This window comes from Haloarchaeobius sp. FL176 (genome assembly GCF_024609245.1).
Lineage (GTDB): Archaea > Halobacteriota > Halobacteria > Halobacteriales > Natrialbaceae > Haloarchaeobius.
The window spans coordinates 128,827-147,400 of record NZ_JANJYH010000005.1 but is presented as its reverse complement, the minus strand read 5'-3'; the positions used below and the strand labels follow the sequence as shown (position 1 = coordinate 147,400).

At 69.8% G+C, this 18,574-nt stretch carries 22 protein-coding genes; 15 read left to right on the top strand and 7 right to left on the bottom strand.

Features of this window, described 5'->3' with window-relative positions:
• Window positions 1-89: 89 nt before the first annotated feature.
• The 7 genes from NO978_RS11350 (at window position 90) to NO978_RS11320 (ending at window position 4,630) form a co-directional block, all read left to right on the top strand.
• Entirely contained in the window at window positions 90-896 is an 807-nt protein-coding gene (locus tag NO978_RS11350; protein ID WP_257299704.1) for a hypothetical protein, read from the top strand.
• 10 nt (window positions 897-906) lie between these two features.
• On the top strand, window positions 907-1,812 hold the full coding sequence (locus tag NO978_RS11345; protein WP_257299703.1) for a helix-turn-helix transcriptional regulator: 906 nt from the start codon (window positions 907-909) through the stop codon (window positions 1,810-1,812).
• 64 nt (window positions 1,813-1,876) lie between these two features.
• Window positions 1,877-2,158 carry a hypothetical protein gene (locus tag NO978_RS11340; RefSeq protein WP_257299702.1) on the top strand — a complete coding sequence of 94 codons (282 nt, stop codon included), beginning with the start codon at window positions 1,877-1,879 and terminating at the stop codon, window positions 2,156-2,158.
• 48 nt (window positions 2,159-2,206) lie between these two features.
• The gene (locus NO978_RS11335; RefSeq protein WP_257299701.1) at window positions 2,207-2,746 is read left to right on the top strand and encodes a metalloprotease family protein; all 540 of its coding nucleotides are present in this window, start codon (window positions 2,207-2,209) and stop codon (window positions 2,744-2,746) included.
• 79 nt (window positions 2,747-2,825) lie between these two features.
• Complete coding sequence (locus NO978_RS11330) at window positions 2,826-3,290, top strand: CopD family protein (RefSeq protein WP_257299700.1); 465 nt, start codon at window positions 2,826-2,828, stop codon at window positions 3,288-3,290.
• A gap of 95 nt (window positions 3,291-3,385) precedes the next feature.
• Entirely contained in the window at window positions 3,386-3,976 is a 591-nt protein-coding gene (locus NO978_RS11325) for an AsnC family transcriptional regulator (protein ID WP_257299699.1), read from the top strand.
• A gap of 60 nt (window positions 3,977-4,036) precedes the next feature.
• A complete protein-coding gene (locus tag NO978_RS11320) occupies window positions 4,037-4,630 on the top strand; it encodes a riboflavin synthase (RefSeq protein WP_257299698.1) in 594 nt (197 codons plus the stop codon).
• A gap of 1 nt (window position 4,631) precedes the next feature.
• Here NO978_RS11320 and NO978_RS11315 read toward each other — a convergent pair whose 3' ends face one another.
• The gene (locus NO978_RS11315) at window positions 4,632-5,669 is read right to left on the bottom strand and encodes a PrsW family intramembrane metalloprotease (protein ID WP_257299697.1); all 1,038 of its coding nucleotides are present in this window, start codon (window positions 5,667-5,669) and stop codon (window positions 4,632-4,634) included.
• A gap of 418 nt (window positions 5,670-6,087) precedes the next feature.
• Between NO978_RS11315 and NO978_RS11310 the strand changes: the two genes are divergently transcribed.
• Window positions 6,088-6,462, top strand: coding sequence for a hypothetical protein (locus tag NO978_RS11310; RefSeq protein ID WP_257299696.1), 375 nt, complete (start codon window positions 6,088-6,090; stop codon window positions 6,460-6,462).
• The gene (locus NO978_RS11305; protein WP_257299695.1) at window positions 6,459-7,892 is read left to right on the top strand and encodes a DUF402 domain-containing protein; all 1,434 of its coding nucleotides are present in this window, start codon (window positions 6,459-6,461) and stop codon (window positions 7,890-7,892) included. Before NO978_RS11310 ends, NO978_RS11305 begins: the two co-directional genes overlap by 4 nt.
• Here the strand turns inward: NO978_RS11305 and NO978_RS11300 are convergent.
• Window positions 7,889-8,188, bottom strand: a complete 300-nt coding sequence (locus tag NO978_RS11300; protein WP_257299694.1) for a DUF6432 family protein — start codon at window positions 8,186-8,188, stop codon at window positions 7,889-7,891. The two genes, NO978_RS11305 and NO978_RS11300, sit on opposite strands and share 4 nt — an antisense overlap.
• A gap of 126 nt (window positions 8,189-8,314) precedes the next feature.
• Here NO978_RS11300 and NO978_RS11295 point away from each other — a divergent pair, with 126 nt between their 5' ends.
• The 3 genes from NO978_RS11295 (at window position 8,315) to NO978_RS11285 (ending at window position 11,100) form a co-directional block, all read left to right on the top strand.
• On the top strand, window positions 8,315-9,475 hold the full coding sequence (locus NO978_RS11295) for a hypothetical protein (protein WP_257299693.1): 1,161 nt from the start codon (window positions 8,315-8,317) through the stop codon (window positions 9,473-9,475).
• Between the two features lie 37 nt (window positions 9,476-9,512).
• Window positions 9,513-9,902, top strand: a complete 390-nt coding sequence (locus NO978_RS11290; RefSeq protein WP_257299692.1) for a DUF5611 family protein — start codon at window positions 9,513-9,515, stop codon at window positions 9,900-9,902.
• Window positions 9,903-10,008: 106 nt separating this feature from the next.
• The gene (locus NO978_RS11285; protein ID WP_257299691.1) at window positions 10,009-11,100 is read left to right on the top strand and encodes an aminomethyltransferase family protein; all 1,092 of its coding nucleotides are present in this window, start codon (window positions 10,009-10,011) and stop codon (window positions 11,098-11,100) included.
• Window positions 11,101-11,124: 24 nt separating this feature from the next.
• Here NO978_RS11285 and NO978_RS11280 read toward each other — a convergent pair whose 3' ends face one another.
• Window positions 11,125-12,048 (bottom strand): metallophosphoesterase, encoded by a 924-nt coding sequence (locus tag NO978_RS11280; protein WP_257299690.1) that lies wholly within the window; start codon window positions 12,046-12,048, stop codon window positions 11,125-11,127.
• 39 nt (window positions 12,049-12,087) lie between these two features.
• Complete coding sequence (locus tag NO978_RS11275) at window positions 12,088-13,170, bottom strand: geranylgeranyl reductase family protein (protein ID WP_257299689.1); 1,083 nt, start codon at window positions 13,168-13,170, stop codon at window positions 12,088-12,090.
• 342 nt (window positions 13,171-13,512) lie between these two features.
• Between NO978_RS11275 and NO978_RS11270 the strand changes: the two genes are divergently transcribed.
• Complete coding sequence (locus NO978_RS11270; RefSeq protein ID WP_257299688.1) at window positions 13,513-13,965, top strand: universal stress protein; 453 nt, start codon at window positions 13,513-13,515, stop codon at window positions 13,963-13,965.
• Window positions 13,966-13,986: 21 nt separating this feature from the next.
• Here the strand turns inward: NO978_RS11270 and NO978_RS11265 are convergent, their stop codons facing one another.
• The 3 genes from NO978_RS11265 to NO978_RS11255 form a co-directional block, all read right to left on the bottom strand.
• Window positions 13,987-14,310, bottom strand: a complete 324-nt coding sequence (locus NO978_RS11265) for a hypothetical protein (protein ID WP_257299687.1) — start codon at window positions 14,308-14,310, stop codon at window positions 13,987-13,989.
• Between the two features lie 69 nt (window positions 14,311-14,379).
• Window positions 14,380-14,928, bottom strand: a complete 549-nt coding sequence (locus NO978_RS11260; RefSeq protein ID WP_257299686.1) for a GNAT family N-acetyltransferase — start codon at window positions 14,926-14,928, stop codon at window positions 14,380-14,382.
• Window positions 14,925-15,293, bottom strand: a complete 369-nt coding sequence (locus tag NO978_RS11255) for a universal stress protein (protein ID WP_257299685.1) — start codon at window positions 15,291-15,293, stop codon at window positions 14,925-14,927. The genes NO978_RS11260 and NO978_RS11255 overlap by 4 nt, the downstream gene beginning before the upstream one ends.
• 104 nt (window positions 15,294-15,397) lie before the next feature.
• Between NO978_RS11255 and NO978_RS11250 the strand changes: the two genes are divergently transcribed.
• Window positions 15,398-17,479 (top strand): beta-propeller domain-containing protein, encoded by a 2,082-nt coding sequence (locus NO978_RS11250; RefSeq protein ID WP_257299684.1) that lies wholly within the window; start codon window positions 15,398-15,400, stop codon window positions 17,477-17,479.
• Window positions 17,480-17,557: 78 nt separating this feature from the next.
• Entirely contained in the window at window positions 17,558-18,418 is an 861-nt protein-coding gene (locus tag NO978_RS11245; protein ID WP_257299683.1) for an aldo/keto reductase, read from the top strand.
• Window positions 18,419-18,574: the final 156 nt, after the last annotated feature.

Sequence of the window (18,574 nt, the reverse complement as noted above, 5' to 3'; positions counted from 1 at the left end):
CAGCCAGTGAGCGTCCGGACCGTGTTTCGTCCAATCCCCACCGGCTCTTTCAGTGGAATTTATACGTTTCGGGGGCAAGACAATGGATGATGGAACAGCGGGACGACCACGACGGCGACGCCGTCGCGGTCGAGATACCGGCGGCGGTGGCCGACCGCATCGAGCGCATCTTCGTGGACTGCCGCGGCTACGAGCCCGCGTCGGCCCAGGAGAGCCTCAGCGTGCTCTGTGACCTGGCCGAGGGGCGACTCGACCCGGTATCGGCCGACGCCGACGGGAGCACGACTGCGGACGCCGGCCGGACCGCCGGAGCGTCGGGCCAGCCCGAGAGCCCGCCGGGGCCGCGGAGCGACCTCGTCGAGCGTATCGACGAGGCGTTCCCGGCCCGGTGGGACGCGGACCCGACCGTGCGCAGGCGGCTGCACGCGGTCGTCGACCGCTACGTTCACAACCCGAACGAGTACGGCGGTCACGACGAACGCGAGGCCGACGCCGTCGCCGCCGTCGCCCGCCGCGAGGGAATCTCGCCGGAGGAGCTCCGGACGGACCTCGTCTCGACGCTGTACGGGAACGCGGGCCTGCCGGACGACCTCGCCGGCGAGTTCTTCGGCGAGGCGATGCGGTCGGTCGTGGACGAGGACCCCGACGAGCCCGACCCCGACGACGAGCCCGCCGAGGACGCCCTCCTGCGCGGCGGGACGGCCGACGAGCTCGACGCGGACCTCGGCGAGGACGCGTTCGACGTGGAGAGCCTCCTCGGCGAGGTCTCCCAGCCGATGGCCGACTGCGAGCGCTGTGGCGACAGCCACCCGGTCAACGACCTCGAGACCGTCATCGGCTCGAAGACGGCGACCATCGAGCTGCTCTGTGGCGCCTGTGCCGCCGATACGGAGTGATTCCCGGCCGATGTCCGACCCAGAATCAGACGACGAACCCGCGCCCGCCGACGCGTTCGCGGCACTGAGCGACCCGGTCCGGGTCGACATCCTCGACGCGCTCACGGACCACCACCGGGACGAGGGGCCCGAGCCCGTCGGCTTCGCGGCGCTGCGGCGTCGCGTCGGCGTCCGTGATTCGGGCCGCTTCCGCTACCACCTCAACCAGCTGCGCGCCCGCTTCGTCGAGCGGACCGACGACGGCTACCGGCTGACCGCCACGGGCGCACGGGTCGCCGGGGCCATCCTCGCGGGCACCTACACCGAGTCGGTCTCGCTCGGCCCGGCCGAGCTCGACAGCACGTGCCCGTTCTGTGGCACCCCCGCGGTCGCGACGGTCCAGGACGGCCAGTGCGTCGTCTCCTGTGCGGAGGACCACCCGCTGTTCTCGTGGCACGTGCCCGCGAACGCGACGACCGACGCCACGCTCTCCGAGGTGGTCGCCCTCGCCGAGCTGTTCGCGTTCCAGGCTATCGAGCAGGCGCTCGCCGGCGTCTGCACGCAGTGCTACGACAGCGTCGAGACGACCATCGGCGACCCTGCAGAGCCGGGCTTCCGCGCGGTCTGTGACACCTGTCCTGCCCGGGTCGCTGGCCCGATCAGCTTCCCCCTGCTCGTCGACCCTGACGTGGCTAGCTGGTGCCGCACACACGGCTACACGCTCCGCGAGGACCACGTCTGGGAGTTCCCGTTCGTCGGTGACGACGCGAGCGTCGAGGCCGTCGACGCTCGGGGCACCCAGAGTGGGGCCGACGCCGATGACGGCGACACGACCGTCGACGGTGGCGAACTCGTCGTCACCGTCGCCATCGACGACGACAGCCTCACCGCCACACTCGATGGCGACGGGCGCGTCGTCGCTGTCGAGGAGAACTGATGGATTCTGTATAGAAATTCCGTTCGCCGAGCGCCCAAGTGGCCGGCAGTCGTACGCTGAGTCGATGACGCAGAACGGACAGTCAACCAACGGTCTCCGCTCGCTGTACCGGTCGGCTCGCTCGATGGCCGCCTCCCCGCTGCTGTACGTCGGTGCGATCACGGTCGTCGTCGCGAACGAACTCGCCGAACTGCTCGTGGCGGGCGGCTACGTGTCGCAGACGGTCGGCGCGCTGGCGCTGTTCCCCATCGCGCTGGGACTGCTGTACGCCCAGCTCCTCGGGCTGGCGTACTACCGCCGGCGTCGAGACGGCGAGCCGCGTCGGCGCTGCGAGGTCGACGCGTAGCCAGCCATGCCCGAGCGCTTACAGCCCTCGCCACGCAACCCACAACGCATGTACGTCGACCCCGACCCCGAGTGCCACGAGGACGGCTGGGGCGCGGCGCGGTCGACCGCCGTCGGTGCGGCCGCCGCCCTCGCCGTCGGCGGGGCCTACGTCGCGACCTACGGCCTCGCCCAGTACCTCAGCTACGCGGATGCGCTCCCCGCCGGCGAGCTGCTCCAGTTCGCGGTCATCGCGGCCGTGTTCGTCGCCCACGAGGCGGTCCACGCCGCCGCCTACGCGACGGTCGGGCGCTGCTCGTGGGACGAGATACGGGTCGAGGCCGGCATCGAGTTCGGCGAGGGCCTCGACCCCATCCACCACTCGGTACACCCGACCCGGCCGGTCCCGCGCACCGCGTACTGGCTCTGCCTCGCCGCGCCGACGCTGCTGCTCGGTGTCGTCCCCGCGGCGGTCGGACTCGTCACGGGGAGCGCGCTGGCGACCTTCGTCGGCATCGTCGGGCTCCTGCTCGTTGGCACCGACGTCGACCCGGCCGTCACGGCGTGGCGCTACCCCGAGCGCGTCGCCGTGCCCGCCCCGTCAGGGTGACTGGGTGGCCGCCGTCCCGCTCCCAGCCGCCCTGTCGACTTCGGCAACTCTTTTGTCCCCTGCTTCGTCACCGACGAGCATGTCCACTATCGACGTCGCGGTCCGGACGCTCCACAGCATCACGTCGGCCGTCTGGGTCGGGAGCGTGCTGTTCGTCACGTTCGGCCTGCTCCCCGCCGCGCTCGACGGCTCGCTCAACGCCAGCCCCCTGCAAGGCATCGTCTCGCGGTTCCGCTGGCTCTCGCGTGGCTGCTCTGCCCTGCTCTTTTTCACTGGCGGCCACCTCGCCGGCACCCTCTACACCGTCGACTCGCTCACCGGCAGCGGCCGCGGCCACCTCGTCCTCACCATGCTCACGCTCTGGTTCGTCCTCACTGGGCTCGTCGAGGTCGCCGGCGGCAAGCTCGACCGCGGCTTCGACGAGCAGAAGGTCCGCTCGCCTGCCCGCGAGGCGAAGCCGTTCCTCTACGCCGCGAGCGTCGTCGCCGTGCTCCTGCTCGTCGACGCGACGCTCATCGTCTACGGCGCCGGCATCGTCTACTGACAACGTTCGGATCAGCGGGCCGACGCTGGCTTCGCATTGGATTCCAAGGCCGAACCCGCACAATACTTTTCGATGCCCGGCTCGTCTTCCCTGGTATGCGCGACCTCGACGACACCGACATCGAGATCCTCCGCCTGCTCGCCGCCGACGCCCGCCGCTCCTTCGCCAGCATCGGCGAGGCGGTCGGGCTCTCCGGGCCCGCCGTCTCCGACCGCGTCTCCCGGCTGGAGGCGGTCGGCGTCGTCCGCCGGTTCACCGTCGACGTCGACCGCTCGCAGCTCCGCGAGGGCACGCCGGTCCTCGTCCGCCTCGACCTCGAACCCGGTGCCAGCGACGAGGTCGCGGGCGCGCTCCGGGCCGCCGACGCCGTCGAGCACGTGTTCACGACCGCCGACGGCGACGTGACGGTCCACGCCCGCGTCCCCGACGACGCGGTCCACCGCTGGCTCGACGGCGTCGTCGACTCGTCGCTGGTGCGGGACGTCGACGTGGAGCTGGTCGCCAGCGCCGAGTGGTCGCCCAGCGTCGGCGGCGTCGACTTCGCGCTCTCCTGTGCCGAGTGCGACAACACCGTGACCAGCGAGGGTACCTCGGCCCGCATCGGCGACGACGTCTACCAGTTCTGCTGTGGCTCGTGTGAGGCGCGGTTCCGGGAGCGGTACGAGGAACTCGACGCAGGGGCGTGAGCACCGCGTCCGACTCGTGAGAACGGGAGCGTTTTGCGTCCCCGACCCCAAGCGCCGGCCATGTTCACGGGAATCGTCGAGGAGACGGGTGAGGTCGTCGGGGTCACGGACACCGACGACGGTCGTCGCCTCCGTATCGCGGGCGACGTGGTGCTCTCGGACGTGGGCCACGGCGCGAGCATCAGCGTCAGCGGCGTCTGTCTGACCGTCGAGGAGTACGACGAGGAGGCGTTCGAGGTGTTCCTGGCCGAGGAGACCGTCGCGAAGACGTACCTCGGGGACGTGGCGGTCGGCGACCCCGTCAACCTCGAACGGGCGATGCCGGCAGACGGGCGGTTCGACGGGCACGTGGTGCAGGGTCACGTCGACACGACGGCGACGGTTCGCTCGGTGGAGGCGGTGGGCGAGGACTGGCAGTTCGCGTTCGACCTGCCCGCGGGCTACGGCCGGTACGTCGTCGAGAAGGGGTCCGTGACGCTCGACGGTATCAGCCTGACCGTCGCGGAGCGGGACGACGAGGGGTTCTCGGTGGCCATCGTGCCGACGACGTACGAGCTGACGAACCTCTCGGCGAAGGAGCCGGGCGATCCGGTCCACCTGGAGGTCGACGTCGTCGCGAAGTACGTCGAGAACATGCTGGGCGAGCGGGCCTGAGTCAGGGCCGCGGCGGGCCGTCGAACTCGGTGAGTTCGGGGTCGTTCGGGCGGTTCCGGTGTTCGCGTACCCCCGCGTCGCGGTAGGCCCGCTTGTAGTTGCGGAGCTTGCGGTAGAGGAACAGTCCGATGAGGGTGTCGTAGACGATGATGTAGACGATGCTCGCGGCGAAGTCGTCCAGCGGTGAGACGAACGAGATGATGCCGGGGACGTAGCCCACGGAGATGTTGTAGGTGGCGTGGAACAGCGCGGCGAGCAGCAGCCCCTTGACGACGATGGGGCCGTAGTGCTCGCGGTTGAACTTCGCGAGGCCCAGGTAGAAACCGGAGATTGCGGAGTAGATGACGTGCCCGGGGCCGGCGAGCGCCCGCAGGGCGGCGATGTTCGACCCGGCCTCGACGATGGAGACGGTGGTGCCGGTCGCCTCGATGAACCGCGTGATGTAGAAGGCGTTCTCGATGGTGGCGAAGCCGAGGCCGGCGACGGCACCGTACACCGCGCCGTCGATGACCGCGTCGAACTCGGCGCGTCGGAAGGCGTAGATGCGCACCGCGAGCCACTTCACGAACTCCTCGCCGGGACCGACGATGAAGACGAAGAAGAGCACCCCGCCGACGAAGCCCTGCGTCGGGAGGCCGACGCTGGTGAAGGCGGCGCTCGTGAACGTGTTGACGATGCTCGCGAACGTCGAGAACACGATGGCGAGCAGGAACGTACCGGCGAGCATCGGGAGGGGTTCGTGCGTGGTCACGTCGCTGCGGTAGACGTAGCCGGCGAGCAACAGTGCGGGCACGAGCGAGAGGAGGACGAACGTCCCGACGATGGGGTTCGAGATCGTGGCGAGTCCGCCGAAGGCGAACAGCGCGACCGTGATGATCGTCGCGATGCCGATGACGACCCAGCGTGCGGCCGGGCGTAGTCCCTCGTAGACCGCGACAGCGATGCCGTCGAACTCGCTGCGCTGGTCCCAGGTGGCGACCTCGTACAGGTCACGTCCCCGGTCGGCGGCCCGCTCTATCGGGTCCCGTCGTGGACTCATTGGCTCCGGCTTGGGGGAACGGCCCCGTAATGGTTCCCCTGGGACTCTCGGCGCCGTCCTTAAGGATTCGTGGCACATCTTAGTATGACATTGATTCACAGTATCTGTATTAGGGGTAGTTTATCAACGAGAAACTCCGTGTACGTTCTAATGACAGACCAGAATGGCCGAGGAATGCTCTACACCCCCCTCCCCACAGCGGAGGACGACGGTTTTCGAACACCAGTACCGACACTAAAAGGGTTCAGTGACGACCCGAAACCATCGGCCGCCGACACCCCGACCGACGCACCGACCGCCGACCCTCCTACTTCTCGCCCGACTTCGACTGACTCACCAGCCTGGAGCGGAACGCCCGCCGACGACTGACCGGCCAGCGGAAGCCAGGTTCAAGACGCTGCTGCGAGTACCGCCGGGTATGCATTTCGACCAGCGGACACAGGCCGCCCTGCGCGACGTGGGGCTGACGACCGAGGAGCTACAGGCCGCCTCGGAGGGCGTCGTCGAGCGTGTCGCCGAGAGCGCCGCCGCGCTCGAGGAGTTCTTCGAGACGAACGACGTGGTCTACTCGGACATGGACCAGGCGCACTCGACGGCCGAGTTCCCCGAGCACACCGTCGAGTACTGCGACGTGACGACCCACGCCGCCGAGATGCGCGGCTGGCTCCGCTTTTCGACCTGGGGCGTCTACGTCGAGGACGGCCGCGTGCTGGACGACGGTACCGTCGAGCTGACGCTGGGGCCGAGTGTGAACGACCGGGTGCGGTTCGCGCCGACTCGCGACGCGCTATGACGGTCAGAATCAGGGGCATCTACACGACCGCACTCACCAAGCGCCTGCTCGACGCGGGCATCGACGTGGTGCAGGCGTCGCCGCCCATCCAGCGCCGCTTCGCCGACCACGACGCCGACCTCGCAGCGGTGCCGGACGCCGCCGCGGTCGAGACGACCAACGACAGGCAGGGGGTCGGCATCCACGGCGACGCGGAGACGGTCGCCGCCGTCCGCGAGACGTGCACCGGCGTCGGGCTCGACGCGCTCTCGTGGGACGACCCGGCGGGCCGCGGTGCGGTCGTCGACGGCGTCGTCACCGAGACGCTGGGCTCCGGCGCGGTCGTCGACTGCGGCGAGTTCGAGGGCTTCCTCCCGTTCAGCGCGACGGACGGCTACGTCGAGGACGGCGACGCGCTCCGCGTGCAGGTGACCGACCCCACGCCGCCGTGGGGCGACGACCGCGCCGCACTGACGACCGAGCTGACCGTCCAGACCGGACTCGTGGAGCTCTCGCGCGGTCGCTCCGGCGCGTCGGCGAACGTGCCCGGCGACCGCGCGACCGAGCTGGTCCGTACCGTCGAACTGCTCTCGGCCGACGTGCCCGACGGCTGGGGGCTCCGCTGGCAGCGCGCCGCCGAAGACGCCGAGATGGGCGCACTGGGCGACGCGCTCGCCGACGCCGTCGAGCGTGCAGAGGTGCTCGACGCGGCGGTCGCGGACGCCCCGCCCATCGAGGACAACCTGGGGACTGACGACCCGGTGGTCGCCGACGGCGAGGCGACGGTCTGGGTCTGGTTCGGCCGCGAGAGCCGGTTCGGGCTGGACGAGGCCCGGCGGGAGGTCGAATCCACGATGAACGGCCACCACCGCGTGAAGGCGGCCGCCCGCTCGGCCAACACGGCAGTGGACTTCGTCGAGGCCGTCTGCGACGACCCGGGCGACGGCGAGTTCCCGTTCCGCGCCGTCAGCGAGGGGTTCGGTCCACGGCTGGGCGACAGGCTGGGCATCCACCACGGCAAGCCCGAGGGCCGCGCGTTCACGCTCGGTCGCGGCGAAATCACCGAGTTCGACCCCGACGCAGGCACGCTCACCGTCGAGCGTTCGATGACCGGCGGCGGTACCTACGACGCGCTCGGCACGAAACGGGAGTCGGGTGACACCGCGGTCACGAAGCTGAAGGAGGGCCGCTGGTGGTACCCGACGGTGTACCGCGACGCCGACGGCGAGTCGAAGGGAACCTACGTCAACATCTGCACGCCGGTCGAGCTGTTTCCCGACTCGGCCCGGTACGTCGACCTGCACGTGGACGTGGTGAAACACGGGGACGGGACGGTCGAGCGGGTGGACGACGACGAGCTCGACGACGCCGTCGCGGCCGGGCACGTCCCCGAACCGCTGGCGGAACAGGCCCGCCAGGTCGCCACCGCCGTCGAGCGCGCGCTCGACTAGAACGGCAGCCGACGGCGGAGCTCCTCGACGAGGGAGGGGTCTTCCTCCAGGTCCTCGGGGTCGGGAACGACCGTCTCGGCCGGTTTGATGACCGTCCGCGAGCGCGACGGCTGTTCGACGACGATGAGGTCGTCCTCCTTCAGCCCTGCCAGCGCGTCCTCCAGGGCGTCGATCTCGACCTCGACGCGTGACCGTAGCTCGAAGACCGTCATGCCGTCGTGCTGGCGGTCGACGAGGGCGTCGAGCACCGAAACGTCGATCTCGTCCCGGTCCCGGTACTCCCGCTTTGCCTTCATCACCTCACAGTTAGCGTGGATACGATTTGATGTTTGTCCCTGCGTGATGGGTACCCGTCGGACGCGTGTCAGACGCCGAGTGGCGCGGCAGTAGCCTTTTAGGCACGGACAGGGTAGGCGGGCACAATGGGTCTCATGTGTTCGCTCCGTGGTCACGACTGGAGCGAGAGGGAACTGGAGGACGAGCGCGACGAGCGCGGGAACGAGGTCGTGCTGACGGTCCGGGAGTACGAGGTCTGTTCGCGCTGTGACGCGCGGAACCTCGTCAGCGAGAACACGGAGGTAACGACGGTCGCGGACACGGGAGACGGAACGAGCGACGACGCGGAGAGCGAGGAGACGGGGAATGACGAGCCGCACGAGACCGAACGTGAGCCGGCGGCACCCCCGGCGGAGCCCGACGACGACCCGGTCGACGATGCAGTGGCGGCCGCCGAGGACGAGGACGCGGCCGTCGAGGGCGACGACGCCGCCATCATCGTCGACGCCGAGGACGATGCCGCCGATGGAGCGACGGACATCGCCGACGGAGAGCCGGAGTCGCCCACCGAGCCGGCGGCCGCTGAGTCGGGAGCCGTCGACCCCGCGGACGAGGACGCAGTGGTGATGACGGACGACGACGACGAGCCGGCCGTCGACGTCGAGTCCGGCGATACCGGCGCACCCGAGGGCGCTGCTGACGCAGGCGAGACCACCGCCGATGCCGCGGCGGAGCCGGCCGACCCCCACGGGGACGCCGCGACGGACGACGGCGTCATCCTTCCGGGGGAGGCCGAGCCGTCGTCCGAGGCGGACGAGCGTGGCCACGGCGAGTGGCCCGAACACGAGCAGGCGGACGCCCCGGCGGCGGACGAGACGACGGCCTGGCCCGAACACGAGGGCGACGACGGCGGCTACGACGCACAGGTCCCGGACGACGAGACCGCCGACGTGGAGTTCGGCGGCGGGCTCGCCCCGGAGGCCGGCGAGGATGCGGATGCCGAGGGCGAGACCGTCGAAGCCGAGGAGGGCCACGACGCCGAGTTCGTCGACAACGCCGTCGGGCGCGCCCCCGAGCACGAACGGACCGAGCAGGGGTCGAACCGGCCGACTGACGGCGAGAGCGTCACCGGCATCACCAGCGCGAGCGAAGCCACCGCGCCCTCGGAGGGCACGAGCACGAGCCCCGACGCCCAGCTTGCCTGTCCGGCCTGTGGCAACGCCGAGAGCCGGTCGCGTACGTCGCTGCGCGCCGGCGACATCTGCCCCGAGTGCAAACGGGGCTACCTGGCGGAGGCCAACGAGTGACGAAACAAGTAAACGGTCCCCTGTCTTTGACCCACCCATGAAGGAGTACAAGATGCGACGCGGCGAGTATCTAGAGGAGCGAATTCCGGACCTCGAATCGACCGTCGAGGAGTACTTCGGGCCCATCACTGGCACCGAGGAGTTCAAGGGAAGCGACCTGTTCGTCATCGCGGAGCCCGACAACCCGGTCTTCGAGCGCGTCGTCGCCGGTGCCGTCTCCTACTCCAGCAAGAAGGACAAGCTGGCAGTCGAGTTCCACGAGCGCGACATCGCCGACCTCGGCCCGGACGAGCTGGAGGCCGCCGGCGACGCCGTCGACAAGAAGAACGACTTCCTCCTCGAGGCGACGGGCCGGGACGCGAAGTCCCGCCGCAAGTCGATGAAGCGCTCGGTCGAGGACGACCCCGACCACGACGTCGACGCGTAGACACCTTCTCCCCGCCGCACTCGCCGTTCCAGCCCGTACCGACCAGCGTGTCGGCCACTCGGAATGGGAGGCTTTACCCGCGAACGACCCGAAACACGGGTCAGGAATGACGGTCATCGAGTCGGTCCACGCGGACCACGGAGCCACCTTCACCGAGCGCGGCGGCCGTCGGGTCGTCGACCACTACGGCCGCCCGGAGCGGGTCCACAAGGCGGTTCGCCGGGTCGTCGGCGTCATCGAACTCGGCTACGGAGTGGTCGTCGTGTCGGGCGACGACCGCGTCGAGTACGTCGACAACGCGGTCTCCAACCACGTCCCCGAGACCGACGGCCAGGGCTGTTACGCGCTCCTGCTGGACCCCCAGGGCGGCATCGAGACGGACATGTACGTCTACAACGCCGGCGAGCGCCTCCTGCTGTTCACGCCGCCCCAGCGCGCCGAACCGCTCGCCGACGACTGGTCGGAGAAGGTGTTCATCCAGGACGTCGAGATCAGCGTCGCCACGGACGAGTTCGCCACCTTCGGCGTCCACGGTCCGAAGTCAACCGAGAAGATAGCCAGCGTGCTGAACGGCGCAGGCAGCCCGGAGGGCCACCTCCACTTCGACCGCGGCTCGATGGGCGACGACGGCGTGACCGTCATCGCCAGCGACGCGCCCGCCGGCGACGAGGGCTACGAGGTCGTCTGCAGCGCCGACGCCGCCGCCAGCGTCTTCGACACGCTCGTCAACCACGGACTGAACGCCGCGCCCTTCGGCTACCGGACCTGGGACGCGCTGACGCTCGAAGCAGGGACACCCACGTTCGACACCGAACTCGAGGGGCGCATCCCGAACGTCGCCGGCATCCGGAACGCGCTCGACTTCGAGAAGGGCTGCTACGTCGGCCAGGAGGTCGTCTCCCGCGTCGAGAACCGCGGCCGGCCGAGCAACCGGCTGGTCGGGCTGGAACCCGAAGCGGTGCCCGAGTCCGGGGCGGCCGTGTTCGCGGGCGACGCCGCCGTCGGCGAGGTCACGCGGGCCGTCGAGAGTCCGATGCTGGAGCGGCCCATCGCGCTTGCCTACGTCGAGTGGGACGCCGTGGACGACGCGCTGACCGTCCGTTACGAGGGGGACGAGGTCGAGACCGCGGTCGTCGACCTCCCGTTCGTCGACGGGAGCGACCGCTCGGGGCGGCTGCCGACGTACCCGGAAGCCTGACTCCCCGGCTCGCGCCGCGCACCCCTACATCTCGCGCAGTTCGACATCGCCGTCTCCTTGCCTGACGAGTGCCCGTAGCGAGTCGGGTGTCTCGACCAGCACCGCCTCACCGCCTGCTGTTTCGCGGTTGTTCAGCACCACGTCCCCACAGACGACGTTCCCGGTTCTCGTGGGTTCCTCGTGGCGGGTGTGGCCGACGATCTGCGGTGGTGCCGCCGCAGGCAGATGGTCGAAGCCGAGCCAGAGCGGGCCGGCCCCGGGCCCTTTCACGTGGCCGTCGCCGCCGTCGAGGATGTGGAGTCCGGCGTCGAACACGGGGTACTCGCTGAACCGGTCGACGACGGCCCGGAGGTCGTCCGCCGGCGTGCCGACGACAGTGCGGATGTCCGCGGCGGCCGCCGCTGCCTCGTCGTTCACCGTAGCGGGGTCGACGCCCGCTGGCTGTCCGGCGTGGCTGTACGTGTAGTTGTACCCCTCGTAGGCGACGGCCAGGTCGCCATCCACGATGGCGTCGAACATGGCCCGCCGCCGCTCGTCGGGGATGATGTCGCAGTACCAGCTGCCGTCCTCTGGGTCGTTGGGCAGCAGGCAGAACCACTCGTGGTTGCCCAGGTGCTGGCGGACACGGCCGTCGGGCGCTTCGGCCCGCAGCCGGTCGATCAGGGCGAGACAGCCCGCGGAGTCCGGCCCGCGGTCGACCGCGTCGCCGTTGAACACGAAGACGTAGTCGTTGCCGGCCCAGTGCAGCAGGCCGTCGTCGCGCTCTTCGACGATGGGGTCGAAGCCGTCGTGGTCCGAGAGCGTCAGGAGCGCGCTGCGGGCCCGGTCGAGGTAGCCGTGGACGTCGCTCAGGCTGACGATGGTCGGGGCCCCGTAGACTGTCGCGACCGAGTCGCGCGGGCTGGCAGCGACCGGGTCGCTCGCACTGGCGGCTGTATCGTCGCTCATTGCTGCGTCGTTGGCTCCGATGTGGTAAAAACGCCCGCCTCAGGGCGAGAGCATCTTCTTCAGGTGGTCGACCGAGAACACGCTGGTCGGGCGGTCCATGTGGACGCCGATCTCGCCAGACACCGACGCGAGCCCGAGCGTCTGGACCGGCTCGGGCAGGGAGTACGCCTTGCGGATGAGGTGGCCCAGCCGGATCTCGGTCGCGAGGTCCTCGCGCCACGCCGCCTCGTAGTCCGCCAGCGTGCGCGGGTCGTCGGGGTCGACGGTGCGTACGGCGTGGTCCGCTGCGGTCATCCCGTAGAGGATGCCGCCGCCGGTGAACGGCTTCGTCTGGGCGGCGGCGTCACCGAGCAGGAGTCCACGCCGGGTCGTCACCACGTCCGGCGGCCCGACCGGGATGAGCCCCGAGCAGCGCTTCTCGATGTCGGCGCCGTAGCCCGCGACCAGCTCGTCGAACAGCTCGTTCACCTGCTCGCCGGGCGGGCAGGCCAGCCCGTACTCCACGCCGGCGTCGGCCCGCGGGATGCGCCACGCGAAGAATCGCGGCGCGGTCAGGTGGACGTCGACGAAGTCCTGCGGGTCCGCGTCCGGGTCGAAGCCGAGCACGCCGTGGAGCAGTTCGCCCGGCTCGGGCAGGTTCAGCGCCTTACGAACCCGTGACGTGGGGCCGTCCGCGCCGACGACCATCCTCGTCTCGTGCGTCTCCACGCCGTCCGGTCCGCGGGCGGTGACGGCGACCCTGTCACGCGATTCGTCGACCGCCGTGACGGTGTGCTCCTCGCGGAGGTCCGCGCCCGCTTCGCGTGCGAGCCCGGCGAGATGGCGGTCCAGCCCCACCCGGTCGATGACGTTCGAGACCACCTCGCGCTTGTAGAACTCGTGGGCGTCCGACCCGGGTCCGCCGACGTGGAACCGCGCGCCGTACACCTCGTTCTGCAGCAGTTCATCGCGCGCGTCGGGGCCGGTGAACTCCCAGATGTCCGTGCTCACGTGGCCCGAACACGCCAGCGGCTCGCCGACGCGGCCCTGCTCCAGCGCGAGCACGTCGTGGCCCGCCTCGCTGGCGCGTCGTGCGAACCGCGAACCCGCCGGTCCGGCTCCGACGACGACGAAGTCGTACATGTCCGTCGGCTAGCGGGTCGTGGGTAAATACCTTCCTCGTCTGTTCTCGGCGGCTGCCTGCGAGTAGCGTGGAACCGGAGCCTGCTGCGTTGTCAGACCACTCGGCGTTCTGGCTGCCTGCCGGACGAGCCCCGCAGGGGCGAGGGAGATTCCCTCTCGAAGACGGCGCGTGGCTGGGTCACAGCCCGGCGGGCTCGCAAGACGCGCGCCATACGGCTGGTCAGCGGTCGATGCCGACGGAGGTTTACAGCTGCTGTAAACTCTCCCGGCTCGGCGCGATGGAACGGATGCCACTCACTCGCGAGGGGCACGTTTTTGGTGCGTGCCGACGCACTCCCGCACATGACCGAGGCGCTCGACGTAGACCTCGTACTCGTGCCGGTCGACGGGAGCGACGAATCCGTCACGGCGGTCGAGTACGCGGTGGCGATTGCGGGCAGCTACGACGCGAGGGTGCACGCGGTGTACGTCGTCGGACAGGACGTCTCGCGGGCCATCGAGGAGGGTGCAGTCGATGAAGACGAGGTCGCCACGGAGGCCCAGTCGTTCGTCGACGACACCGTGTCGGTGGCCGACGACCAGGACGTCGAGCTCTCGACGTCGACGGCCTACGGCTTCTCGACGCGCCGGAAGACACAGCACCCCGGCAGCGTCGTGCTCGACACGGCCGAGGAGCTCGGCGCTGACTTCATCGTCGTCCCGCGCGAGTCGATGACGGACGACGCCGGCGACGTGCTCGCGAAGGCCGCCGAGTACGTGCTGCTGTACGCGAGCCAGCCGTTGCTGTCGGTGTAGGTTTGCCCGAATGGGTGTTCCCTACCCGACGCGTCGCCAGTTCGCCGCCGCCGCGAGCTGCTGCCGTGCCGACTCGAGCGGCGCGTCCGGCGTCCCGTAGAACCGTTCGCGCCCGGTCGGGGACCTGACACAGAGGATGTCGGTCGCGGTCGTCACCCGATACACGGACAGTCCCCAGGAGCCGTCGGTCCGCTCCCAGACGCTCTCGGTCGTCGCTGCCTCGTCGTCCACGACCCGTGCGCCGAGCTCCCAGCTCAGCCGGGAGAGGTGCGGGAGCGTGAACGGGAGGGCAGGCGGGAGCTGTGGGCCACCGTTGCCGTCCATCGAACTACCGTGCGCTGCCATACCCCGTGACTGGTCGTCACCGAGTAAAAATCTCACCCGTCCGGGTGATACTGCCGGAGCCGTCGTCGCTCACCCGTTCAGCCGCAGCGACATCTCCAGCTCGAAGCTCTCCGAGCCACACGTCTCGAAGCCGACGTCGCGGTAGAGCTCGACGGCGGCGCGGTTCCAGCGCTCGACGGTGAGCCAGACACGCTCGATGCCCTCGCGTTTCCCGTAGCCGAGCAGCGTGGTGAGCAGCTTCCGGCCGATGCCGGCGCGCTGGTGGGACTGGAGGACGAAGATGGCGAGCTCGTAGGCGCACTCGTCGCCCTCGCCGTTGGCGGTGTCGGGTACGAGCGTGGCGTGGCCGACGACGGTGTCGTCGTCGAGTGCCACGACGTTGAGCCCCTCGCCGAAGATGGTGTCGAGCCACTCACGGATGCGCGTCTCACCGGTCGGGGGGATGCCCTGGGCACGGTCTGCGGGGTCGAAGTCGCAGTACATCTCGGTGACGGCGTCGACGTCGCTCTCGTCGGCAGTCACGACCGATATCTCCCGCTCCTCCTTGTCCGCGAACGTCTGTGGCGGCTCGGGGAACGGACCGGCCGGCTCCTCGGGGTAGACTCGCTCGCGGCTCATCGGACGAGCCTCACGGTGACGTTCGCGTTGAGCAGGACGAACTCGGTGATCGGGCCGAGCCGTATCTTCCCCATCGGGCTCTCCGTGCCGCCGCCGATGGCGAGCTGGTCGAACGATTCGCGCTCCGCGATGTCGACGAGCGTGCTCCCGGGGTCGCCGGTGACGACGCGAACGTCGAGGTCGAGCCCGGCCTCGGTGACGAGGTCGCGGGCCTCGGTCGCCATCTCGTCCTGCGAGCGCTTTGCGGCCTCCTTCGGGACGACGACGACCGTCAGGTCGTCGTCAGCTTCCCGGGTACGGTCGATGGTCTTGCGCAACGTCTTCATCGACTCGTCGCTCCCGTCGATTCCCAGCAGCACCTTCATATCCACCCACTCCGCCCGAACCGTGAAAACGATTGCCCTCGCAAGCTGAAACCGGCGTTTCAGCCAGCGATACGGCCTTTATCTCCGCTGTCGTTGCTCTGTGCATGCGACGTTCTTTCCAGCTCGTGGTGCTGCTGGCCGCCATCGCGACGGTGGTGGTCGGCGTGGGTGCATTCGCACTCATGACGGACAGTCCCGCCGACGCGAACGACCCACCGACGACGGACCCGCCGACCGTCGTCGACGAGGCCTCGGTCGAACAGTTCGACTCCGATGCGGCATTCGAGGCGTACGTCGCCGCGGCACAGCGCGACAGCCGTGGCTACCTCGGCGGCGGCAGGGTCACGTTCCAGAACGACGGCGAGGTCGCCGTCGAGACCGCCGACGCCGCGACCAACAGTCAGGGGGCGGGCGGCAGCGGCGGTGGCGGCAGCGACACCCGGATCTCCGACACGAACGTCCAGGTCCAGGGAGTCGCCGAGCCGGACCGGCTCCAGACCGGCCAACGGACGCTGTACTACGCTGACGGGCGGCACTGGGGCGGCGGCTACGTCCGCGAGGACGGCTACGGCCGGACCAGGATACTCGACGCGAGCGACCCCGCCGCGCCCGAACTCGTCGGCGGCATCGACGACTCTGGCCAGCTCCTGCTCGTGAACGACACGCTCGTCGTCCTCTCGAACGACCGCGTGGTCGGCTACGACGTCGCCGACCGGGAGGACCCCGAGCAGGTGTGGTCGGTCGGCCTGAACGCGCACATCCAGACTGCCCGGATGACGGAGGGTCGGCTCGTCCTCGTGCTCCAGCAGGGTGTCACGCTCGACGACCCGTGTCCGGTCGAGCCGTTCGCCGACCGGCCAGGAACGGTCTGCACCGACGTGTACCGCCCCGGTGCGGACGCCGACGCCTCCGTCACCTACACCGTCGTCTCGATGGACCCGCACACCGGCGACGAGCACGACCGCGTGACGTTCCTCGGGACGCGCCAGCACTCCGCGACGTACGTCACGAACGACTCGGTGTACCTCACCTACACGCAGCGCACGCCCTACGCGGAGACGTACCAGGCGTACCTGCAGGGCAGCGAGCTGCTCGACGAGCAGGCCCACGACCGGCTCGACGAGCTGGCGACGTACGACCTCAGCCGGAACGCCCGGATGACCGAGCTCCGCACGCTCGTGCAGGACTGGCTCGCTCGCCACCCCGCCGAGGAGCGCGACCAGCTCCGGTCGGACCTCCGGGCCGGGTACGAGGAGTACGTCGACGAGCGCAAGCGCGACCTGCTGCGCTCGGGCATCGTCCGCATCGACCGCGACGGTGACTCCCTCTCTGTCGCCGAGACCGGCGAGGTGCCCGGTCGCCCGCTGAACCAGTGGGCGCTCGACGAGCACGAGGGCACCCTGCGCATCGCGACGACGGTCGACCCGATGGGTGCGACCTCGGTGAACGACGTCTACACGCTGGACGGCTCGCTCGAGGTCCAGGGCTCGGCCCGGAACATGGGCGAGACGGAGGAGATCTACTCGGTCCGCTTCGAGGGTGACACCGCGTACGTCGTCACCTTCCGGCAGATCGACCCGTTCTACGTCCTCGACCTCTCGGACCCGGAGACTCCCGAGATCACCGGCGAGCTGAAGCTCCCCGGGTTCTCGCGGTACCTGCACCCGCTCTCGGGCGACCGCGTGCTCGGCATCGGCCAGGAGGACGGCCAGGTAAAAGCGACGGTGTTCGACGTGTCGGACCCGGAGAACCCGACCGTCGCGGAGTCGCGCATCCTCGACGCGCGCTGGTCCGCCATCGCACAGACGCACCACGCGTTCCTCTACGACCAGCGCCACGAGGTGTTCTTCCTGCCGACCGAACGGGGCGGCTACGTGTTCGACACCGAGCTGAACCAGCAGGCGTTCGTCGAGACGGACGAGCCGGCGACCCGCGCGGCCTACGTCGGTGACTACCTCTACGTCTTCTCGAACGACGGGCTGACCGTCGTCGACGAGGAGACGTGGGAGCCCGTCTCCGAGCTCCCCTTCGACCACCTCGACTCCGAGCAGCCGACGGAGCCAGTCGAGCGGCCTGCGCTCCCCGAGCCGCGCCCGGCCACCCCCGACGAGCCGGTCTGGCCCGTCGAGCCCGTCGACGCCGAGTGGCCCGCCGGTCCGCTCCCGGTCGACGCAGCGGCGCGCTGACGGCAGCCGGCCCGAACGGTCCCGGCACGGACGACCGGGACACCGACACTCTTGCGGCCGGCGGTTGCACGTTCATCCATGGCGACACAGAACCAGTCCGACACCTTCGACCTGGACGGCGAGACGACGGTCAACCGCCTCGGCTTCGGTGCGATGCGGCTCACCGGGGAGGACATCATCGGGTCGCCGGCCGACGAGGACGAGGCCCGACGCGTGGCCCAGCGCGCGGTCGAACTCGACGTGGACTTCGTCGACACCGCCGACTCCTACGGTCCCGGCGTCTCCGAGCGCATCCTCGGCGAGGCGCTCGACTGCACCCGCGACGACCTCGTCGTCGCGACGAAGGGCGGACTCCTCCGCAACCGCGACGGCGAGTGGCTCCCTCACGGCGACCCGGACTACCTCCGGAACGCCGTGCTCTGCAGCCGCGACCGTCTCGGCGTCGACAGTATCGACCTCTACCAGTACCACCGCCCGGACCCCGACACGCCCTTCGAGGACTCCGTGCACGCGCTCGCAGAGCTGAAGGACGACGGCGTCGTCGACCACGTCGGCGTGAGCAACGTCAGCGTCGAGCAGCTCGAAACCGCCCTCGACATCGTCGACATCGCCACCGTCCAGAACCGCTTCAACGTCGGCTACCGCGAGGAGGCCGACGTGCTCGCCGCCTGCGAGGACCACGGCGTCGGCTTCATCCCGTGGTACCCGCTCGGCGCGAGTGAGCTGGACGACGACGTGGCTGCGGCCGTCGACGACGTGGCCGACGCCCACGACGCCTCGCAGCAGCAGGTCGCCATCGCGTGGCTGCTCGGCCACTCCGACGTGACGCTCCCGATTCCCGGCACCGGCAGCGTCGCCCACCTCGAAGAGAACGTCGCCGCCTCAGCACTGGAGCTGACAGCCGACGAGATGGGGCGGCTGGACGCGGCCGGGGAGTAGGGTTCTCCGTCTCTCCACCGTAGCGCGCGGCTGGCGAGCGGCTCGACTTCAGTCGTTCTTGCGGATGACCTCTCTGGGTCGTCAGCACTGATTCAAACAACTGTTAGCGGGGGGCAACACTGAAATCACACGCCCGAGAACGCTCCCGGTAATGCA